Origin of the sequence: Actinoplanes sp. NPDC051470 (assembly GCF_040682035.1) — a bacterium.
In the GTDB taxonomy this organism is placed as follows: Bacteria; Actinomycetota; Actinomycetes; order Mycobacteriales; family Micromonosporaceae; genus Actinoplanes.
This window is the reverse complement of the sequence record NZ_JBFBAA010000008.1, coordinates 174,527-194,261: the sequence shown is the minus strand read 5'-3', so window position 1 is coordinate 194,261 and position 19,735 is coordinate 174,527. Positions and strand designations below refer to the sequence as shown.

The following is a 19,735-nucleotide window of genomic DNA, read 5'->3' as shown; positions in this document are numbered from 1 at the left end:
ACGCCGGTCTGATTCTGATTATCGGACCACCCCCCGAGCGGCTAGGACGATCACGAAGACGTGACTACGCAAACCGATGCCGAGCAGCAGTCGGCCGCACCGCAATCCATCAAGCGCCGGGTCATCCGGCTGGTTCTGATCCCGGGCGCCGCCGCCCTGGTGCTCTGGCTCGTGGCCTCCGGCTATCTGGTCTTCACCGGCTTCTACGAGCGGGCGGTGGCGGTCGGCGTCCGCCAGGTGTCCATCCCCGCGGTCACCGGTCTGGCCGCCCTGCAACGCGAGCGCCGGATGAGCATCGGCTACCTCGCCCACCGGCAGCAGGAGATGCGCCAGCTCATCGACCAGCGCCGACAGACCGACCAGCTGCTGACCGAGCTCCGCGACAAGGCTGAGCCGGTTCTGGCCAACGCTCCGGGCAGCATCAAGGTCAAGTGGGAGACGCTGTCCCAGGGCCTGGACGGGCTGCCGGGCATGCGCACCACCATCGACTCCGGGGCGGCGACCCGGCCGCAGGTCTACGACTTCTACAACGGACTGCTCGATTCGGCGATCGGCCTGTTCGACACGCAGGCGCGGGTCTCGTCCGGCTCGGAGGCCGCGCTCGGCGGCATCGCCGCGACCGAGATGTTCCGGGCCAGTGACCTGATGGCGCGCAGCGGATCGATCATCGCCGGCGCGTTCGGGTCCAAGGCCCTGACCCGCAACGAATACCTTCAGTTCACCGCGTTCGTGGGGGCGTACCGCGACGAGCTGGCCACCATCGCGCCCCACCTGGAGCCCCGGGCCGCGCAGGTCTACCGCGACATCCTGGCCAGCGAGGACTGGCGGGACATGGTCGCCGCCGAGAACACCTTGATCGTCTCGGGGTCGTGGAGCAACCGGCCGCCGCGTGGCCTGCCCCTGGACGAGGCGGGCTGGGAACGGCTCAGCACCCAGGTCTCGGGCGACCTGACCAACCTGGCCACCATCCAGGCCGACGAGGTGTCCGCGGCCGACCTGGCCAGCGGCACCCGGCAGCTGCTCTTCGCGTCCATCGGCAGTGTGGCCGCGCTGCTGATCGCCGCCATCGCGATCGTGTGGGCCGTGCGGCAATCGCAGATCCTGGTCAACAGCGCCCTTTCGGTACGCCTGAGCCAGCTCGGCCGGGACGCCGCGGCGGTCGTCGACGACCTGCTCCCGGCCATGATGAGCAAGCTCCGGCAGCGCCAGCGGGTGGATCGCGACACCGACCTGCTGAGCCAGGACTATGGCCGGGATGAGATCGGTCAGCTGGCCCAGGTGCTCAACAAATCGCTGCACGCGGCGGTCGGCGCGGCCGTGGACGAGGCGAACGCCCGCGCCGCCGGCACCGCGATGTTGATGGGTGTCGCCCGGCGCCCGCAGCGCCCGCTCCAGCGTGGCCTCAAGGTGGTCGAAGACCTGCAGGACCGGGTCGGCGACGAGCAGTTGCTGGCCGCGTTGTTCGACATCAACCACCAGATGACGCAGACCCGCCGGTTCCTGGAGAACCTGATCATCCTGGCCGGCGGGCAGACCGGCCGCCGGTTCCAGAAGCCGGTGCCGATGCGCCGGGTGCTGCTCGCCGCGATCGCCGAGACCCAGCAGTACCAGCGGGTCAGCATCCGGCAGACGGCCGACGTGGCGGTGGCCGGCACGTCCACCTCGGGCACCATCCACCTGCTGGCCGAACTGCTGGACAACGCGCTGGCCTTCTCGCCGCCGGAGTCGCCGGTGTGGGTCAGCAGCGCCCGGGTGGAACGTGGCGTGGTCATCGAGATCGAGGACGGCGGCGTCGGCATGTCGGCCGAGCGGCTCGAGCAGATCAACACGATGCTGGCCACCGCGCCGACGCCGGACGTGACGGCGCTGCGGGACGGCGCGCAGATCGGCCTCTGGGTGGTCGCCGAGCTGGCCCGCCGGGACGGTCTTCAGGTTCAACTGCGGAGTTCGGCGTACGGCGGGGTGCTGGCCGTGGTCCTGGTGCCGGACCGGGCGCTGGCCCAGTACTCGGAGACGCCCACGATGGAACTCGACGCCACGGTGGGCGTGGCCCGGAAAACGTCCCGGGCCCATGTCGGCCCGCCGGTGAAAGCGCCGGTGGCACCGGTGGCGCCGGTCGTGGTCGAGGAGAAAGCCCCGCAACAGCCCGCGGCCCCGCCGCCGGTGGCGGTCGAAGGGCGGCCCGCGCTTCCGGTCCGCCGCCCGCAGGAGCACATCAACCCGATGCTGCGCGAGGAGGAGCCGTCCGGCGCCTTCGCCCCGCCCGCCGCCCCGGTCCGCAGCCCCGACCAGGCTCGCGAGCGCTTCGCCCGCTACCAGCAGGGCTGGCGGGCCGGCAAGGACGCGGGCACCGAACCCGATCAGGCGCCGCCGCCCGGCGCCGACTACCGGTAACTCGAGACAGGGAAGATATGGACTCGACGTCGCACAACGATCTGACGTGGATGCTGGACGAGCTGGCCGCCTTCCCCAGCGTGCTGAACGCGGCCGTGCTCTCCACCGACGGGCTGATCATCCAGCGGTCCACCTCGCTGCCGCAGGACGCGGCGGATCTGATGGCGGCCGCGGCCTCCTCGCTGTACAGCGTGGCCGCGGGCACCGGGCGCCGGTTCAAGAGCGGGCCGGTGCACCAGGTGGTCATCGAGTACGAGGACCACACCCTGTTCATCGCGGCCGCGGGGGAGAACGCGCGGCTGGCCGTGCTCTGCGGCGAGGACGTGGACATGGGCGCGATCGCGTACGAGATGGGCCGGCTGGTCACCCGGATCGGCCAGTACCTCGGCGCCGAGGCGAGAGCGAAGGCCGCGGCGGGCAACGGGCACGCGGGCGGCTGACGGGTGGCCTACGGCTCATGGCCCGGCGACGACGACGAGCTGGGCAAGCTGGTCCCGCTCTACGTCCTGGTCGGTGGGCGGACCACCCCGCGCAACACCAGCCTCGACCTGGCCACGCAGGTGATCGCCTACCCGTCCGACCCGGCGGCGCTCGAGCCGCAGTACCGGCAGATCATCCTGAGCTGCGGCGACTGGATCTCGATCGCCGAGGTGGCCGCGTACCTCGACCGTCCCCTCACCGTCATCAAGATCCTGGTCGACGTGCTGCTGGAGCAGGGCCTGCTGGCCATCGGCGCGCCCGCGCAGCAAACCGTCATCAACCGTGGCCTGCTCGAAACGCTCCTCGACGGCCTCCAACGACTCTGACCGAAGGACAGCACACGTGAAACGCACATCGGTGAAGGTGGTGGTGGCCGGCGGCTTCGGCACCGGCAAGACCACGCTGGTCCGGTCGATCAGCGAGATCGAACCGCTGACCACCGAGGAGTTGCTGACCGAGGCCAGTGTCGGCGTGGACGACCTGGCCGGCCTGACCGACAAGGACAGCACCACGGTGGCGCTCGACTTCGGGCGGATCACCATCAACCACGAGGTGGTGCTCTACCTGTTCGGCACGCCCGGTCAGGACCGGTTCTGGTTCATGTGGGACGAACTGGCGCAGGGCGCGGTGGGGGCGATCGTGCTGATCGACACCCGCCGGCTCGACTCCAGCTTCGCCGCCATCGACTACTTCGAGCGGCGGAAGATCCCGTTCGTGCTGGGTGTCAACATGTTCTTCGGGGAGCGGCAGTACACCGAGGAGGAGATCCGCGGGGCGCTCCATCTCGCGGCCGGGGTGCCGCTGCTGTGGGTCGACGCGCGTGACCGGGCGTCGGTGCGCGAGACGCTGGTGAGCCTCGTACGCCACGCGCTGTCCCGGCTGCCGGACGAAGCGAAGGTCTGATCTTCAGCTCAGTGTAATCGGATCAATACTGGCCGAGATCGTCGGCGGCGGATAGCATCATCTTCATGACCATCGATCTACTGGGATTTCCCGAAATAACTTGGGAAAATTACCCGGCGGTCGGCCGGTCATTCGGAAACTTCCTCAGTGGACTCTGGGCCACCGCGTGCGGCGTCCTCGACGTGCCGCACAGCCCGGCGGCCCAGAGCACCCAGCTGGTCGGCTCGCTGCTTCCGGCGTGGAGCTCGGAGGTCATCGGCGTCACGCCGGCCCGGCAGTCCTATGTGTCCGATGACGGCTTCCCGGCCGAGCTGTCGGTGAACTGGTCCGGCCGGCACCCCGAGCTGCGGATCCTGTTCGACAGCCTTGGCGACCCCTGGACGTTCCCCGACGAGCCGGACGGCTCCGTCGCCGACATCTTCGGCCCGGCGCCGGTGTGGCACGCGATCGCCTGGCGCCCGCCGGCGCGGGTGGTGCTCAAGACCTACTACGGGCTGTACGAGTGGCCGGCGCCCCAGCGGCCGGCCGCGGTCGGCGAGGCGATGGCCCGGCTCGGCCTGGCCGAAGCCTGGGCGGATGCCCGCCGGCGGGTGGAGGCGGCCGGCGGCGAGCGGGAGGTCGAGTTCTTCGCGGTCGACCTGCGCGGCGTACGCGACGCCCGGGTCAAGATCTACTACCGCAACCACGACGCCGGTCTGGCCGAGGTGAGCCGGCTCGCCGCCGTGGCCGGGAACCACAACGCCACCGCGGCCGACGCCGCCTACCGGGTGTTGACCGGCGAGCGCGCCAAGGCCGGTCGCGCCGCCCTGACCTGCCTCGCGTTCCGCGCCGGCGGCCGGTCCGCGGCCGAGTCGACCACGTACCTGCGGTTGCCCACCCTGACCACCTCCGACCGGCAGGCCGTCGACCGCACCAGCACGCTGCTCCTCCGCGAGGGCGTCGACCCCCGGCGGTTCCGCGCGCTGGCCGCCGCGCTGACGCCGACGCCCCTGCCGGACAGCACCGGCCTGCTCGAGCTGGTCAGCTTCCGCGCCGCCGGCCGCCGCGCCGACATCACCACCTACTTCCGGTTCCCCGTGTACTGAACCAAGGAAGGAAGGCCCCCGCCATGCCCACTGCTCAGGATGTGGAACGCGTCAACTTCTTCGTGGAGGAACGCGCGCAGGACTACCGGCAGTCGTCGTTCCTCACGCTGCTGACCGACCCGGACACCCCGGTCGAGACCAAGAAGGCCACGCTCACCTACCTCCAGCCCTGGTCGAACGCCTACCAGCGGATGATCAGCGCCCGGGTCGTGCACGAGCCGGACGACGGCCTGCACGCGCTCGCCCTGCTGCACCAGCAGGAGGAGATCGGGCACAACATCATCCTGCACCGCAGCCACCCGGCCGACGGCTCGACGGTCTTCGACCCGATCATCGAGGCCTGCGGATCCTGGTACGTCGACCAGCTGTCCTCGCTGCCCGGCGTGCACAAGGCCGCGATCGCCCACCTGGCGCTCGAGGTCGGCTGCCTGGTGATGAGCGAGGCGGGCCTGGTGCCGTTCCCGGACGACGCCTACTTCGCCCTGCACGTGGTGGCCGACGCCGACCACGTCGAGATGGGCTACGAGATGCTCCGCGAGCGCACCGACTGGACGGCCGACGAGGTCATCGCCGTGCTGGACCGCGCCTGGCAGGTCATCGGGGTGGCCTCGGACCGGATCGCCGAGTGCGCCCGCCGGGACACCCTGGCCTGACCGGCAACCCGGTCGCCACCCCTTCGCCCGCACCACCGCAGGCGCCGGTCACGCGGAACTGCTCCGCGCGGCCGGCGCCGGCGTGTACCGGCCAGAGGCTCTCGGCCGCCACATGCTCGTCCGCCCCGGGGGCCGGACGGTCTGGGTGACCGCGCCCGGCGGCCGTGGGGACGCTTTCGCTCGAGATCCACCGCAATCACTCGCGGTGAGTTCAAGTTGTGAACGATAACAACCGGGCTGACCGGCTGAATAACAGATCGGGACACGTCATGTGATCCAGCCTTGACGCACCGGCATGAGAACGTTAACACTGTCGAAACTCATCACCCCCTCTTACTCGAGTTCACAACGTCCCGGGAGCTTTTGTGGCTGCGTCGGGACCCCTTCGGAATCCCTTTTGCCAGTTCGCCAGGAGGAATCATGATTCTGCGTAGGATGTCCGCAATTGTCGCGGGCGTCGTGCTGCTCGCCGGCGTGGCCGCCGGCTGTGGCAACGGCACTGAGGTGTCGGGCGGCTCGAGCGGCACCGACGACGGGAAGATCACGCTGGGCTTCTCGCAGGTCGGTGCCGAGAGCGGCTGGCGTACCGCGAACACCAAGTCGATCCAGGAGTCGGCCGCCACCGCCGGCATCGACCTCAAGTTCGCCGACGCGCAGCAGAAGCAGGAGAACCAGATCAAGGCGATCCGGTCCTACATCACCCAGAAGGTCGACGTGATCGCCTTCTCGCCGGTGGTGGAGACCGGCTGGGACGCCGTCCTGCAGGAGGCCAAGGCGGCCAACATCCCGGTGATCCTGACCGACCGGGCCGTCGACTCCCAGGACAAGACGCTCTACAAGACCTTCATCGGCTCGGACTTCGTGGTCGAGGGTCAGAAGGCCGGCGAGTGGCTGGTCAAGGAGTACGAGGGTAAGCCCGACCCGGTCAACATCGTGCAGCTCGAAGGCACCACGGGCTCCGCGCCGGCCAACGACCGCAAGTCCGGCTTCGAGGAGAAGATCAAGGCCGACCCCAAGTTCAAGATCATCGCCTCGCAGACGGGCAAGTTCACCCGCGCCGACGGCAAAGAGGTGATGGAGGCCTTCCTCAAGGCCAACCCCAAGATCGATGTGCTGTACGCGCACAACGACGACATGGGCCTCGGTGCGATCGAGGCGATCGAGGCGGCCGGTAAGAAGCCGGGCGTCGACATCAAGATCATCACGGTGGACGCGGTCAAGGACGGCATGCAGGCCCTGGCCGACGGCAAGATCAACTTCATCGTGGAGTGCAGCCCGCTGCTCGGCCCACAGCTGATGGACCTGGTCAAGAAGGTCAAGGCGGGCGAGACGGTCGAGCCGCGGATCCTGACCGAGGAGACCACCTTCACGCAGGCGCAGGCCAAGGAAGCCCTGCCCAACCGGAAGTACTGACGATGGCGGAGACCACGCCGATCCTCGAGATGCGCGGCATCGGCAAACGATTCCCCGGTGTGATCGCGCTCGACGGCGTGGACTTCCGCCTCCTCCCCGGCGAGGTGCACGCGCTGATGGGGGAGAACGGCGCGGGCAAGTCCACGCTGATCAAGATCCTGACCGGTGTCTACGACATCGACGACGGCGAGATCGAGCTGGACGGCGTACCCGTGCTCTTCTCCGGGCCGAAAGCGGCGCAGAACGCCGGCGTCAGCACCGTCTACCAGGAGATCAACCTCTGCCCCAATCTCTCGGTGGCGGAGAACATCTACATCGGCCGCGAACCCCGGCGGCTCGGCTTCATCTCGTTCCGCGCCATGCGGGCGAAGGCGGCCGAGCTGCTGGGTTCGCTCGGCATCGACATCGACCCCGGCTCGATCCTGGCCGGGCACTCGATCGCGGTGCAGCAGATGGTCGCGATCGCGCGGGCGGTGGACATCTCGGCCCGGGTGCTGATCCTCGACGAGCCCACGTCCAGCCTGGACGCCGGCGAGGTGGCCCAGCTGTTCCGGGTGATCCGCGGCCTGCGCGAGCAGGGGCTGGCGATCGTCTTCGTGACGCACTTCCTCGACCAGGTGTACGAGATCTCGGACCGCATCACGGTGCTGCGCAACGGGCGGCTGGTCGGCGAGTTCCCGACCACCGAGCTGTCCCAGCGCGACCTGGTCGAGAAGATGATCGGCAAGGAGCTCTCGGTCCTGGAAAGCCTGGAGGAACAGGCCAAGCCCGACCTGCGCTCGCTCGAGGCGTCGCCCCCGGTCCTCGCGGCGGATCGGGTCGGGCGCGCGGGCGCCATCGCGCCGTTCAGCCTGACCATCCACGCCGGCGAGGTGGTCGGGCTGGCCGGGCTGCTCGGCTCCGGTCGCAGCGAGCTGGCCCGGCTGCTCTTCGGCGCGGACAAGGCCGACTCGGGCGAGCTGCGGGTGGACGGGCAGCCGGTCACGTTCCGCGGCCCGCGCTCGGCGATGGAACGGGACATCGCCTACCTGTCCGAGAACCGCCGCACGGAGGGCCTGATCGAGGAGCTCACCGTACGCGAGAACATCATTCTTGCTCTTCAGGCCAACCGCGGCTGGGCGCGTCCGGTGCCCCGGCGGCAACAGGACGAGCTGGTCGACAAGTACGTCAAGGCGCTGAGCATCCGCCCGGCCGACCCGCAGACCGTGGTGCGCAACCTGTCCGGCGGCAACCAGCAGAAGGTGCTGCTGGCCCGCTGGCTGATCACCGAGCCGCGGCTGCTCATCCTCGACGAGCCCACGCGGGGCATCGACGTCGGCGCCAAGGCCGACATCCAGCGGCTGGTCGTCAGCCTGGCCGGGGACGGGCTCGGGGTGCTGTTCATCAGCGCCGAGCTGGAAGAGGTGCTCCGGCTCAGCCACAAGATCGTCGTCCTGCGCGACCGGCAGGTCGTCGCCCAGCTCGAGAACACCGACGAGGTGGACGCGAACACCATCATGAACACGATCGCCACCGGGGTCAGCTCGTGACACTTTTGAGGCATCGGCTCTTCTGGCCGTCCGCGGCGCTGATCGTGCTGCTGCTCGGCAACCTGATCTTCACGCCACACTTCTTCTCGATCGAGCTCCGGAACGGGCAGCTGTACGGGAGCCTGATCGACATCCTCCGGCTCAGCGCGCCACTGATTCTCGTGTCGCTGGGCATGACGCTGGTGATCGCCACCGGGGGCATCGACCTGTCCGTGGGGTCGGTGATGGCCGTGGCGGGCGCGCTCGCCTGCTCGATCGTCGTCGACCGGCCGGACATCTCGGGAGTCCTGCTGGCGTGCGCGGCCGCGCTGGCGCTCGCTCTGGCCCTGGGCCTCTGGAACGGTTTCCTGGTCTCGGTCGTCGGGCTGCAACCGATCATCGCCACGCTGATCCTGATGGTCGCCGGGCGCGGGCTGGCCCAGCTGATCACCGAGGGCCAGATCATCACGGTCAACTCCCCGCCGTACCGGTTCATCGGCGCCGGCTACCTGCTCACCTTCCCGTTCGCGGTGATCATCGCGGCGGTGGTGGTCGCCCTGGTCGCGCTGATCACCCGGCGTACCGCCCTCGGCCTGCTGGTCGAGTCGGTCGGCGGCAACCCGCGCGCCAGCCGCCTCTCCGGCATCCACTCGCGCCGCCTGATCTGGGGCGTGTACGCGTTCACCGGCGTCGCCGCCGGGATCGCCGGCCTGATGGCCACGGCCAACGTGTCCAGCGCGGACGGCAACGCGGTCGGCAGCCTGATCGAGCTGAACGCCATCCTCGCCGTCGTCATCGGCGGCACGTCCCTGGCCGGCGGCCGGTTCTCCATCGCCGGCACGGTCGTCGGCGCGCTGCTCATCCAGGCCCTCGACACAACCATCTACACGACCGGCGTGCCGGCCCAGACCACCCAGCTCTTCAAGGCCGTCGTGGTGATCGCGATCTGCCTGATCCAGTCGCCCGTCTTCCGTCGTCGCGTCTTCAGGACGGTGCCCGCATGACCGCAGTCCTCGCCCCCCGGCGCCGGGCGCTGGCGATCCGCAAGTACGTCCCGATCCTCGGCACCCTGGCCCTGCTGATCGTCATGTACGCCATCGGCATCGCCAACTACGAGAACTTCTACAACACCCAGATCCTGCTGAACATCTTCATCGACAACTCGTTCCTGCTGGTCGTCGCGGTCGGCATGACGTTCGTGATCCTGACCGGTGGCATCGACCTGTCGGTCGGCTCGGTGGTCGCCCTGACCACCATGGTCTGCGCCACCATGCTGAACAACGGCTGGCCCACCCCGCTGGCCATGATCGCGGTCCTGCTGATGGGCGCCGCCCTGGGCTTCGCCATGGGCTGCGTGATCCACTTCTTCGAGATCCAGCCGTTCATCGTGACCCTGGCCGGCATGTTCCTGGCGCGCGGCCTCTGCTACGTGATCAGCACGTCCTCGATCTCGATCAACGCCGACTTCTGGCGCACCACCGCCCAGCACCGCATCGGCGTGGGCTCCTTCACCGTCACCCCGAGCGTCCTGATCGCGGCCCTGGTCGTCATCATCGCCGCCGTGGTCCTGGCCTGGACCCGCCTGGGCCGCACGGTCTACGCCATCGGCGGCAACCCGACGTCGGCCATGCTCATGGGCCTGGGCGTCGGCCGTACCAGGATCGCGGTCTACACGATCAGCGGCCTGTGCTCGTCGATCGGCGGCCTGCTGCTCAGCTTCTACATGAGCTCCGGCGACCCCCTGCACGCCATCGGCATGGAACTCGACGCGATCGCCGCCGTGGTCATCGGCGGAACCCTGCTGACCGGCGGCGCCGGCTACGTGGTCGGAACCGTCCTGGGCATCACGGTGCTGGGCCTGATCCAGACAATCATCACCTTCCAGGGCAACCTGAGCAGCTGGTGGACCCGCATCGTGATCGGCGCCCTGCTCTTCGTCTTCGTCCTCCTCCAACGAACCGTCGTCCGCCGAACCCCCTGACCCCCGCAATCTTCGTTGGCCCACCGCCCGCTTCCCCGGCGGCTTGCCGGGCGGCTTCTCCGGCGGCTTGCCGGGCCGCTTTCCGGCGGCTTGCGGGGCGGCTTTCCGGGCCGCGCTTGTGCCCGCCCTCGTGGGGCCGGCCCGCACGTCGGTGCCCGCGCTCGTTCGGCCGATCCGCACGTCGGTGGCTCCTATCGCTGGGTGCCCCCTCTCGCGCTGGTCGTGGGGCACCTCGGCGGCGCTTTGCTCTGAGCGCGTATAGGCACCACTCGGATACCGGTGGTATCTGGATACAGCCAGCATCGAAGTGTTGCCTATACGCGCTCAGAGCAAAGCGGCCGGGGGCAAGTGCGCGGTGGTGATGACCGATCGCTGTCTCGTCGGCCATGGGGCTGATGGGTGGCGGCTCGACGTCGGCACGGGCGGCGGCCGGCGGCGGTCATTCTCCGCGGCTGGCGCCGCGTGGGCAGTGGCCTTTGGGGCGCGGCTGGCACCGCACGGGCGGTGACTTCGCGGGGTGGCGGGTCAGCGTTGGCGGATTCGGAGGAACGTGACCGAGTTCGGTGGGAACGTGTGGGTGAAGGTGGTCGCGACGCCCGTCAGGGTGGTTGTCACGGGAGCGATCGGGCGGGCGGTGCCGGTGTTCTGGGCCTGGGGGTCGCCGGTGATCACCGTCATTGTGGCGCGCGGGGCGACCTTGCGGCCGTTGAGGTCGATGGCGGTGGTGGCGGGGGAGTCCTGGGCGTTCACCACCTTGACGATCAGGGTGCTGCCCTCCTGGGTGACGACCTGCGCGAAGGGTTCGGTCACGCGGTCGTCGGCGAACTGGCCCCAGAGTTGGCCGTCGACGAAGAGGCGGACGCGCGTACCGCGTACCTCGGCCTTGAGGTTGTAGGCGCGTCCCGGCGTGATGCTGTCGGGGCGGGTGAACAGCTGCTCCTTGGCGCCGCCGGAGGCCTTCTCGACCGCGCCCTGGGTGTTGTTCCAGCCGCCGAGGTTCCACCAGTACCAGTTGTCGACGTCCTTGAGCCCGAACGCGACCAGGAACCCCTCGTTGCCGGCGGTCTTGGTCGCGGTCAGCGTCAGGTCGTAGTTCGAGGGCAGCGTCGGACCACCCTTGGCCAGCGTGTTCTCGGCGGCGGGGTCGGTCTGTGCGTACGCGCCGTCGATGACCGACCAGGTGCCGCGCCCGGTCAGCGGGGTCCAGTCGCCGGCCCCGGCCGAGAAGTCGTCGGCGAACAGCACCGTGCCGTCGGGGGCGGTGACCCGCACGTCGTCGTAGCGGGCCGCGGTCGCCCACGTGGACAGGCCGATGCTGCCGGTGATCGGCTGCGGTTCGATGACCTTGCCGGTGGCTCGGCTCGGCACCACCCGCTGCCCGACGTTGTTCATGAACAGCTTCTGCACCTCGTAGCTGGTCGAGCCCCACGAGTCGTCGTTGTCGAACCAGATCATGTCCGGCGTCCACTGCGTGTTGTCCACACTGGCCAGCAGCGGCGCGTATGACGCCAGCCGGACCACGTCGGCGTTGCGTTCCAGGCCGGTCATGTACGCCGCCTCGCTGAGCGCGTTGAACCAGCGGTTGTTCTGTGACGCGTACTCACCGAGGAAGACCTTCGGGCCATTCCGGTCGTACGAGTCATAGCGCCTGTTGTTCTGCAGGAACCAGGCGGGACTGTTGTAGTAGTGCTCATCCACGAGAGGAACGTCGGCCGCCCGGTTCAGTGCCCACAGCCGGTCGAAGGTGACACCCTGGTCGTCCGGCCCGCTGTTGCCGATGACGGTGATCGACGGGTACGCCGCCTCGATGGCCGCGCGGAACCGCTGGAAGTTCGCGAAGTACTCCTCCGGCAGGTTCTCCTCGTTGCCCACGGCCAGATGCGTCAGCCCGAACGGCCGTGGGTGACCCATCCGCGCACGCAGCGAACCCCACGTCGACGTCTTGGGCCCGTTGGCGAACTCGATCAGGTCGAGCGTGTCCTGGATGTGCCGCCGCCGCAGCGCCTCGTCGTCGGTGGCCCGGTTCTGCCCGCAGCCGGTGACCAGGGCCGGCACGACCGGCAGCGGCATCGCCCCGATGTCCTCGCTGAACTGGAAGTACTCGTAGTAGCCGAGCCCGTAGCTCTGGTTGTAGCCCCAGAAGTTGGCGTTGGTGGCCCGCGTCTCGACCGGCCCGACGGTGTCCTTCCACTGGTAGGAGCGGGCCCGCGGGAAGCCGTTCGCCGCGTCGTACGCGTCCATGGTGCCGGTGTTGACCAGGCAGCCGCCCGGGAACCGCACGAACGACGGCCGCAGGTCGGCGACCTTCTGCGCGAGGTCGGCGCGCAGCCCGTTGGGCCGGCCGTGGAAGGTGTCCCGCGGGAACAGCGAGATCATGTCGAGCCGCAGCGTCCCGGCGCCGCCGGCGGCGACGGTCAGCCGTCCCGCGTCGGTGTCGCGTGTGGCCCGGAGGACGCCCGCGTACCGGGTCCAGGCGTCGCCCGTGACTGTCGGGGTCAGGGGCTTGGCCAGCGCGCGCCCGGCGGCGTCGTGCAGTGTCACGGTCAGCGGCGTCCCGCCGGCGGCGTCGCTGCGCGCCCACACCGAGAAGTCGTACCGCTCACCCGCGTGCACGGCCATCCCGCCGGCGAACCCGCCGTTGGTGACCGCGGCCGGCCCTTCCACCCTGAGGTACGTGCGGTTCCGCTCGTTCAACCGCTGGTCGTCGTCGACCGCGGCGACCGGGCCGGCCGTCGTCCACCCGGTCGTGGCGGTGTACGACGCGTTGTCCACCGGCCGGAACTCGAACGACCGGTTCCGCACCAGCTCGGCGTAGAGCCCGCCGTCCGCCGCCGAGTTGATGTCCTCGAAGAACACGCCGTACATCGAATCGGCGATCTCCGGCCCGCCCGCGCCGTCCTCGACGGTGATCGTGTAGTCGGCCGCGGCGGCAGCCGGCACGACCAGAAAACTGGACGCCGCCAGCAGTCCGGCAACTGTTCGGGAGAGGACAGACATGGCCGGACCCTAACGCCGAAACGCCGAGATCATGGATGTACGTCAATGTGAGGTCGGGAACGCGCGCTCTCGATTTCCGAACGCGCCAGGGAAAGGGTTCCGAACGCGCCAGGGGAACGTGTCACCACGCGCCCCTGGCGCTCGCCGTACCCGGCTAGTAACCGAAGCAGTACCCGGCTAGGAGCCGAAGCCGGCCACCCACTTGCCGAGCTTCTTGTTGCTCAGCTGGGTGTAGACGCCGGGCCGCCCGGTCGCGGCGCACCCGTAACCCCAGCTGACAATGCCGAGCTGGATGTACTTCGGCTGCGTGCCGGGCACCTTGACGAACAGCGGGCCGCCGCTGTCGCCCTGGCACGAGTCCTTGCCGGCGCGGCCGGCGCAGATCTCGGTCGCCCGCTTGAGGTTCGGATAGGAGACCTTGCACTCGTCATCGGAGACGATCGGCACGGTCACCTCCTGCAGGCGGTCCGGCGCGTACTCGCCGGGACCCCCACCGCCGGGGCCGTCCGGGTCGAGGATGGTGCTGCCCCACCCGGCCGTGATGACGTTGCTGCCCGGGCGCTCGACCGCGTCCGTGCCGGGGGTGACGAGCTGGATCGGCGTGATGCCCGTGACGGAGCCGTCCAGGAACACCAGGGCCGCGTCGGCCTTGTCGTAGACCGAGATGCCGCCGACGCCGAACACCTGGCCGTCGTCCGCGGACTGGGAGGTGCGACCGACGACGATGCGCAGCTCCGGCGCGCCCTCCTCGGACAGCCAGTCCACGCAGTGGGCCGCGGTGAGCACCGCGCCGCGGGCGTCGATCAGCGTTCCACCACATCCGTGCTGCCAGGTCTCTTCGCCGGCCCATTTGAACTGCAGCGAAGCCATGAACGGGTACTTACCGTCGGGCACGTCGTCGCCGCCGATGATCTGCGTGGTCGGAGGCTTCGGCGGGTCGGCCGCCTGAGCCGCACCGCCCGGCCAGGCGGCCGTGACGGCCACCGCCATGGCGACGACCGCCACCATTGCTCGTACGTTGCGCATCCAATCGTTCCCTTCACCCATGTACCGGTGCCATTGACTGGTATCGACTGCTTACGCGTATCGATGTGAAGGGACGGTTAAGTCTTGCCCGAATGGACCTCAGCCGCCGGCCATGGCGCCGACGATCAGGTACGGCTCCTTCCCGGTCGCGACCGCCTCGGGCAGTTCGGCGTCCGGGTCCTCATGGGACAGATCCTCCTCGCAGGCGAAGAAGCGCACCAGCGGCCGCCGTTGGCCGGTGCGCCGGTCGCGCATCGTCCCGACCAGCATCGGAAAGCGCGCCTCGACCGCGTCGAGGACCGAACCTTGGGTGACCGGGCCGTCGACCTCCACCGACACCTCGCCACGGACGCCGGCGAGCGTGCGCAGGTGGGTGGGGAGCACGACCCGGATCACGGCAGGACCTGGGCCTCGACCGACAGCACGGGGGGCAGGTCGCGGACGATCGGCGCCCACGTGTCGCCGCTGTCGGAGGAGCCGTAGACCTGGCCGCCCGAGGTGCCGAAGTAGATGCCGCAGTCGTCCAGGGTGTCCACGGCCATCGCGTCGCGGAGCACGTTGACGTAGCAGTGCTGCTGGGGCAGGCCCGCGGTCAGCGGCTCCCAGGTGTCGCCGCCGGTGCGGCTGCGGTAGACGCGCAGCTTGCCGTCGGGGACGTAGTGCTCGGAGTCGCTGGTGATCGGGACGACGTAGATCGTCTCGGGCTCGTGGGCGTGCACCGCGATCGGGAAGCCGAAGTCGGTCGGCAGGTTGCCGCTGACCTCGCGCCACTGGCCGCCGGCGTCGTCGGTGCGCAGGACGTCCCAGTGCTTCTGCATGAACAGGGTCTGCGGCCGGGTCGGGTGTTGCGCCAGGCGGTGCACGCAGTGGCCGACCTCGGCGTCCTCGTCGGGGATGCCGGCGCTGCGCAGGCCCCGGTTGATCGGCAGCCACGACTGGCCGCCGTCGTCGGTGCGGAAGGCGCCGGCCGCCGAGATGGCCACGAACATGCGCTGCGGGTCGGCCGGGTCGAGGATGATCGTGTGCAGGCAGAGGCCGCCGGCGCCGGGCTGCCACTGCGGGCCGGTCGGGTGGTTGCGCAGCGCGGTCAGCTCGGTCCATTCGCGCCCGCCGTCGGTGGAGCGGTAGAGCGCGGCGTCCTCGCCGCCGGCGTACACGGTGTCGGGGTCGGTGCGGGACGGCTCGAGGTGCCAGATGCGCTTGAACTCCCACTTGCGGGGCGTCCCGTCGTACCAGAGGTGTTCGCCCACCTCGCCGTGGTAGCCGAAGTCGTTGCCCACCGCCTCCCACGATCGGCCGCCGTCGTCGGATCGGTGGATGACCTGGCCGAACCATCCGCCGGAGGCGGACGCCCAGAGCCGGTCGGGGTCGGCCGGCGACCCGGCCACGTGGTAGATCTCCCACCCGCCGAAGAACGGTCCTTCGACCGTCCAGTCCTTGCGGGCGCCGTCAGCAGTGAGGGTGAAGGCACCTTTCCGGGTGCCGACGAGCAGTCGGACGCGATTCATCTACGAGAGTCTGCCCGTCATGTGCGGTGAGCGCAGCAGTTCATCCATCCGGGTGGCGTCGAGCGGGGCGGCGTAGAGGTAGCAGCACCGTGAGCCGCGCGATCAGCTCGGGCGCTAACCGGCGAGGTGGGTGCGGAGCAGGCGTTGCAGGACGCCGCGTACGTCGGCGGTGGGGACGATGTCGAGGAGGGCCCGGACGATGTAGGGCTCGGGCTCCCGGTCGGCCACCGCCAGGCCGATGCGGGAGCCGCCGGAGCGGCCGGTCAGCGGGACCACCCGCATGCCGTCGGGGACGCCGAAGGTGTGCAGCCACGCGTGCGCGATGACGCTCGACCAGCGCCGGGTCGCGATGTGGGCGTACAGCGCGTCGACGGTGTCGGTCTCGACGGCGGGGGTGGGCGCCGGGCCGTGCGCCGCGAACAGGCCGTCGATGATGCGACGGTTCCGCATGCGGGGGGTGAGGAGCACCAGGGGAAGCTTGGCGACCTCGGCCCACGACACCGACGGGCGGTCGGCCAGCGGGCCGAGGGCGGGGGTCAGCAGCAGGTAGCGCTCCTCGTAGAGGGGCACGGTCCGCATGCCGGACAGGGTCTCGTCGTCCAGATAGGTGAGGGCGACGTCCAGTTCGAAGCCGGCGAGCTGGGCCGCCACCTCGCGGGAGGTCAGTGAGGTCAGCGTGACGCGAACCTCGGGATGCCGGGTGCACAGGGGCGTGATCAGCAGGGACGCCGCGGTCAGGGCGGTGGGGATGGCGCCCAGCCGCAGGGTGCCGGTGAGCTCGCCGCGCATCGAGGCCAGGTCCTGGTGCAGGGCGGTGGCCCCGGCCAGGATGCGCCGCGCCCACAGCAGCACCCGCTCGCCCTCCGGGGTCAGCCCGGCGAAGCGGTGACCGCGCAGGACGATCTGCACGTCGAGCTCCCGCTCCAGTTTCCGGATGGCGGTGGAGAGCGAGGGCTGGGAGACGTGGCAGGCGGCGGCCGCGCGGGCGAAGTGGCGTTCACGGGCCAGCGCGACGAGATATTCGAGCTCTCTCAACAGCACCGTCTGTGACATACTGCATACAGTAGACCACCAGGAGGTGTCTCGTGTCACAGATATCGACCGATGTCTACGGACGTCGTTATCGGGTGGGCGAGTCGGACGTCGAGCTGCTGGGCCGCCCACGCGTCTGGATGAAACGGTCGGCCTGGGCGGTGATGGCCGCGGTGAGTCTGTTCCAGTACGGGTACGCCGCGGTGCTGCCGATGGTCGTCGAGCGGAACGGCTGGACCGTCCGGCACGCGCTGCTGGTCCTCGCGGTCTGGGTGTTCTGTCAGGCCGGTTCGGCCGCCCCGGCGGCCTGGCTCTATCGCCGGTCCGGCCGCAACCCGGAACTCCTGCTCCTCGTCGCGGCGGCGCTCTGTGCCGCCGGACTCGTCTCCCTGGCCCACCAGAACAGCGGTTTCGGGTACGCCGTCTACGGCGGCCTCGGCACCGGACTGGCCTACGTGGTCAGCCTCGGCGTGGTGACCGAGTGGTTCCCGGAACGGGCCGCGAGCGCCGCGGGCGCGGTCAGCGGCGCCTTCGGCTACGGCGCCCTGCCGTTCGTGCTGCTCGCGAGCCTGTTCCTCGACCACGGCACGATCCTGCTCGACGTCGCCGCCGTCGTGGTGGCCGGCGTGCTCGTGACGGCCGCCCTGCTGATCCGCCGCCCGCCGGCCCACTGGTGGCCGTCCCATCTCGATCCCCATCGCTGGGCGGTGGACCGCACCCTCAACGCCAGCATCCCCAACAACCGTCCGGCCCTCCGTCACTTCTCCTTCCGGGCCGCGATCCGCTGCGGGGTCCTTCCGATCCTGTTCGTGGTCGTGGTGCTCACCTCGGTCATGGCCTTCTTCGACATCGCCGTGCTGGCCACCCATGACTGGCCTGCGGTCTCGATCGCCGTCCTCGCGGTCGCGACCGGGCTGGGCCGGTGGGCGAGCAGCCGGCTGTCCGACCGGCTGGGCCGCCGGCAGACCCTGGCGCTGGCCCTGTGGATCGGCGCCCTGGCCCAGTTCGCCCTGCTCGCGGCGGTGCAGAGCCAGGCCCCGGTGGCCGTCGCGATCAGCGGCGCGATCGCGGGGGCCGGCACCGGCGCGGGCTATTCGCTGCTCATCGGCCTGGTCCGGGACTGGTTCGGGGACGAGGCCACCCTGTCCAACTACGGCGTCGTCTACACCGGCAAGGCGGTGGGCGGCGTGCTCGGCATCATGCTCGCGACCGGTCAGTGGGCCTGGGGAGCGGCCGGCTGCCTCGGCCTGGTTGGTGCCCTGTTGGCCTATCGTCTGCGCCAGCCCGGCCGCCCGATGCTCACCCTGCCCCGCTGAACCGGGCCAGCAGATAGCCGCTGGCCTGCGACAACGCGGCCATTCAGCTCTTCTATCGATGTCTTTCCAGCACGCTCTGGACACACCACTGTTACATGCGACAACATACTGACTACGAAATACGGTATGCAATCCAACCACTACAGAGATCCGTCGTTGGAGCACCGCATTCGTCTCCGCGACCCGTTCAGCGTCGTACAGGAGGATCACGATGACAAAGGCACTCGAGGGCGTCCGAGTTCTCGACATGACACACGTCCAGTCCGGACCGTCGGCGACGCAACTGCTCGCCTGGCTCGGCGCGGACGTGATCAAGCTGGAAGCCCCCGGCCACGGCGACATCACCCGGAGCCAGCTCCGCGACCGGCCGGACGTGGACAGCCTCTATTTCACGATGCTCAACTGCAACAAGCGCAGTATCACGCTGAACATGAAGAATGACCAGGGCAAAGAGGTCTTCACGAAGCTGTTGTCCGAGGTGGACGTGCTCGTGGAGAACTTCGGCCCCGGCGTGGTCGACCGCTTCGGCTTCCCCTGGGAACGGCTGCAGGAGATCAACCCCGGGCTGGTGTACGCGTCGATCAAGGGTTTCGGCCCCGGCCGGTACGCGGGCTTCAAAGCGTACGAGGTGGTCGCCCAGGCCATGGGCGGCGCGATGAGCACCACCGGGTTCGAGGACGGGCCACCGACCGCGACCGGCGCCCAGATCGGCGACTCGGGCACCGGCATCCACCTGGTCGCCGGCATCCTGGCCGCGCTGCTGCACCGCACCCGCTCGGGCCGGGGCCAGCGGGTGCAGGTGGCGATGCAGGACGCGGTGCTCAACCTGTGCCGGGTCAAGCTGCGCGACCAGCAGCGGCTGGAGCACGGCCCGCTGGGCGAGTACCCGAACGAGAACTTCGGCGACGAGGTGCCGCGCTCGGGCAACGCGTCCGGCGGCGGGCAGCCGGGCTGGGCGGTCCGGTGCGCGCCGGGCGGTCCCAACGACTACATCTACGTGATCATCCAGCCCACCGGCTGGGCGCCGATCGCCGAGCTGATCGGCCGCCCCGAGCTGGCCGGCGATCCCGAGTGGAACACCCCGAAGGCGCGGCTGGACAAGCTGGACAAGGCGTTCCAGCTGATCGAGGAGTGGACCTCCAAGCACACCAAGTGGGCGGTGATGGAGGAGTTGAACGCGCACAACATCCCCTGCGGCCCGGTGCTGTCGACCCGCGAGCTGATCGAGGACGACACCCTGCGGACGCTCGGCTCGGTGGTCTCGGTCGAGCACCCGGAACGCGGCACGTTCAAGACGGTGGGCTGTCCGATCAAGCTCTCCGACTCGCCCGTGGACATCGAACGATCGCCGCTGCTGGGCGAGCACACCGACGAGATCCTCGCGGAGATCGGCTTCGAAGGCCGGGCCGCCGAACTGCGCGCCGCCGGCGCCATCTAGG

The 19,735-nt window shown here is 69.8% G+C and carries 17 protein-coding genes; 12 read left to right on the top strand and 5 right to left on the bottom strand.

Annotated elements, in window-relative coordinates:
- Positions 1–60: 60 nt before the first annotated feature.
- The 10 genes from AB0M54_RS16995 (at position 61) to yjfF (ending at position 10,417) form a co-directional block, all read left to right on the top strand.
- On the top strand, positions 61–2,394 hold the full coding sequence (locus AB0M54_RS16995) for a nitrate- and nitrite sensing domain-containing protein (protein WP_364472106.1): 2,334 nt from the start codon (positions 61–63) through the stop codon (positions 2,392–2,394).
- A gap of 17 nt (positions 2,395–2,411) precedes the next feature.
- The gene (locus AB0M54_RS16990) at positions 2,412–2,834 is read left to right on the top strand and encodes a roadblock/LC7 domain-containing protein (protein WP_364330837.1); all 423 of its coding nucleotides are present in this window, start codon (positions 2,412–2,414) and stop codon (positions 2,832–2,834) included.
- 3 nt (positions 2,835–2,837) lie between these two features.
- Positions 2,838–3,200: a DUF742 domain-containing protein gene (locus tag AB0M54_RS16985; protein ID WP_364330840.1), complete on the top strand. Its 363-nt coding sequence runs from the start codon at positions 2,838–2,840 to the stop codon at positions 3,198–3,200.
- 16 nt (positions 3,201–3,216) lie between these two features.
- A complete protein-coding gene (locus AB0M54_RS16980; protein WP_364330843.1) occupies positions 3,217–3,777 on the top strand; it encodes an ATP/GTP-binding protein in 561 nt (186 codons plus the stop codon).
- A gap of 65 nt (positions 3,778–3,842) precedes the next feature.
- A complete protein-coding gene (locus AB0M54_RS16975; protein WP_364472103.1) occupies positions 3,843–4,862 on the top strand; it encodes a hypothetical protein in 1,020 nt (339 codons plus the stop codon).
- Between the two features lie 23 nt (positions 4,863–4,885).
- On the top strand, positions 4,886–5,515 hold the full coding sequence (locus tag AB0M54_RS16970; RefSeq protein WP_364330848.1) for a hypothetical protein: 630 nt from the start codon (positions 4,886–4,888) through the stop codon (positions 5,513–5,515).
- Between the two features lie 420 nt (positions 5,516–5,935).
- The gene (locus AB0M54_RS16965; RefSeq protein WP_364330851.1) at positions 5,936–6,928 is read left to right on the top strand and encodes an ABC transporter substrate-binding protein; all 993 of its coding nucleotides are present in this window, start codon (positions 5,936–5,938) and stop codon (positions 6,926–6,928) included.
- Between the two features lie 2 nt (positions 6,929–6,930).
- Positions 6,931–8,457 (top strand): sugar ABC transporter ATP-binding protein, encoded by a 1,527-nt coding sequence (locus tag AB0M54_RS16960; RefSeq protein ID WP_364472100.1) that lies wholly within the window; start codon positions 6,931–6,933, stop codon positions 8,455–8,457.
- Entirely contained in the window at positions 8,454–9,440 is a 987-nt protein-coding gene (locus AB0M54_RS16955; RefSeq protein ID WP_364330857.1) for an ABC transporter permease, read from the top strand. The genes AB0M54_RS16960 and AB0M54_RS16955 overlap by 4 nt, the downstream gene beginning before the upstream one ends.
- A complete protein-coding gene (yjfF, locus tag AB0M54_RS16950) occupies positions 9,437–10,417 on the top strand; it encodes a galactofuranose ABC transporter, permease protein YjfF (RefSeq protein WP_364330860.1) in 981 nt (326 codons plus the stop codon). Before AB0M54_RS16955 ends, yjfF begins: the two co-directional genes overlap by 4 nt.
- Before the next feature lie 525 nt (positions 10,418–10,942).
- On the opposite strand, the gene AB0M54_RS16945 is transcribed toward yjfF, so the two are convergent.
- The 5 genes from AB0M54_RS16945 to AB0M54_RS16925 form a co-directional block, all read right to left on the bottom strand.
- Entirely contained in the window at positions 10,943–13,414 is a 2,472-nt protein-coding gene (locus AB0M54_RS16945; RefSeq protein WP_364472097.1) for an alpha-L-arabinofuranosidase C-terminal domain-containing protein, read from the bottom strand.
- Positions 13,415–13,591: 177 nt separating this feature from the next.
- Entirely contained in the window at positions 13,592–14,440 is an 849-nt protein-coding gene (locus tag AB0M54_RS16940; RefSeq protein ID WP_364332840.1) for a serine protease, read from the bottom strand.
- A 99-nt stretch (positions 14,441–14,539) separates the two neighbouring features.
- Positions 14,540–14,836, bottom strand: a complete 297-nt coding sequence (locus tag AB0M54_RS16935; RefSeq protein WP_364472094.1) for a MoaD/ThiS family protein — start codon at positions 14,834–14,836, stop codon at positions 14,540–14,542.
- On the bottom strand, positions 14,833–15,948 hold the full coding sequence (locus AB0M54_RS16930; protein ID WP_364332845.1) for an exo-alpha-sialidase: 1,116 nt from the start codon (positions 15,946–15,948) through the stop codon (positions 14,833–14,835). The genes AB0M54_RS16935 and AB0M54_RS16930 overlap by 4 nt, the downstream gene beginning before the upstream one ends.
- 114 nt (positions 15,949–16,062) lie before the next feature.
- Entirely contained in the window at positions 16,063–17,001 is a 939-nt protein-coding gene (locus tag AB0M54_RS16925; RefSeq protein WP_364472091.1) for a LysR family transcriptional regulator, read from the bottom strand.
- A gap of 32 nt (positions 17,002–17,033) precedes the next feature.
- On the opposite strand from AB0M54_RS16925, the gene AB0M54_RS16920 reads away from it, so the two are divergent.
- Positions 17,034–18,296, top strand: coding sequence for an MFS transporter (locus AB0M54_RS16920; RefSeq protein WP_364332851.1), 1,263 nt, complete (start codon positions 17,034–17,036; stop codon positions 18,294–18,296).
- Between the two features lie 211 nt (positions 18,297–18,507).
- On the top strand, positions 18,508–19,734 hold the full coding sequence (gene frc, locus AB0M54_RS16915) for a formyl-CoA transferase (RefSeq protein ID WP_364332854.1): 1,227 nt from the start codon (positions 18,508–18,510) through the stop codon (positions 19,732–19,734).
- Position 19,735 lies beyond the last annotated feature (1 nt).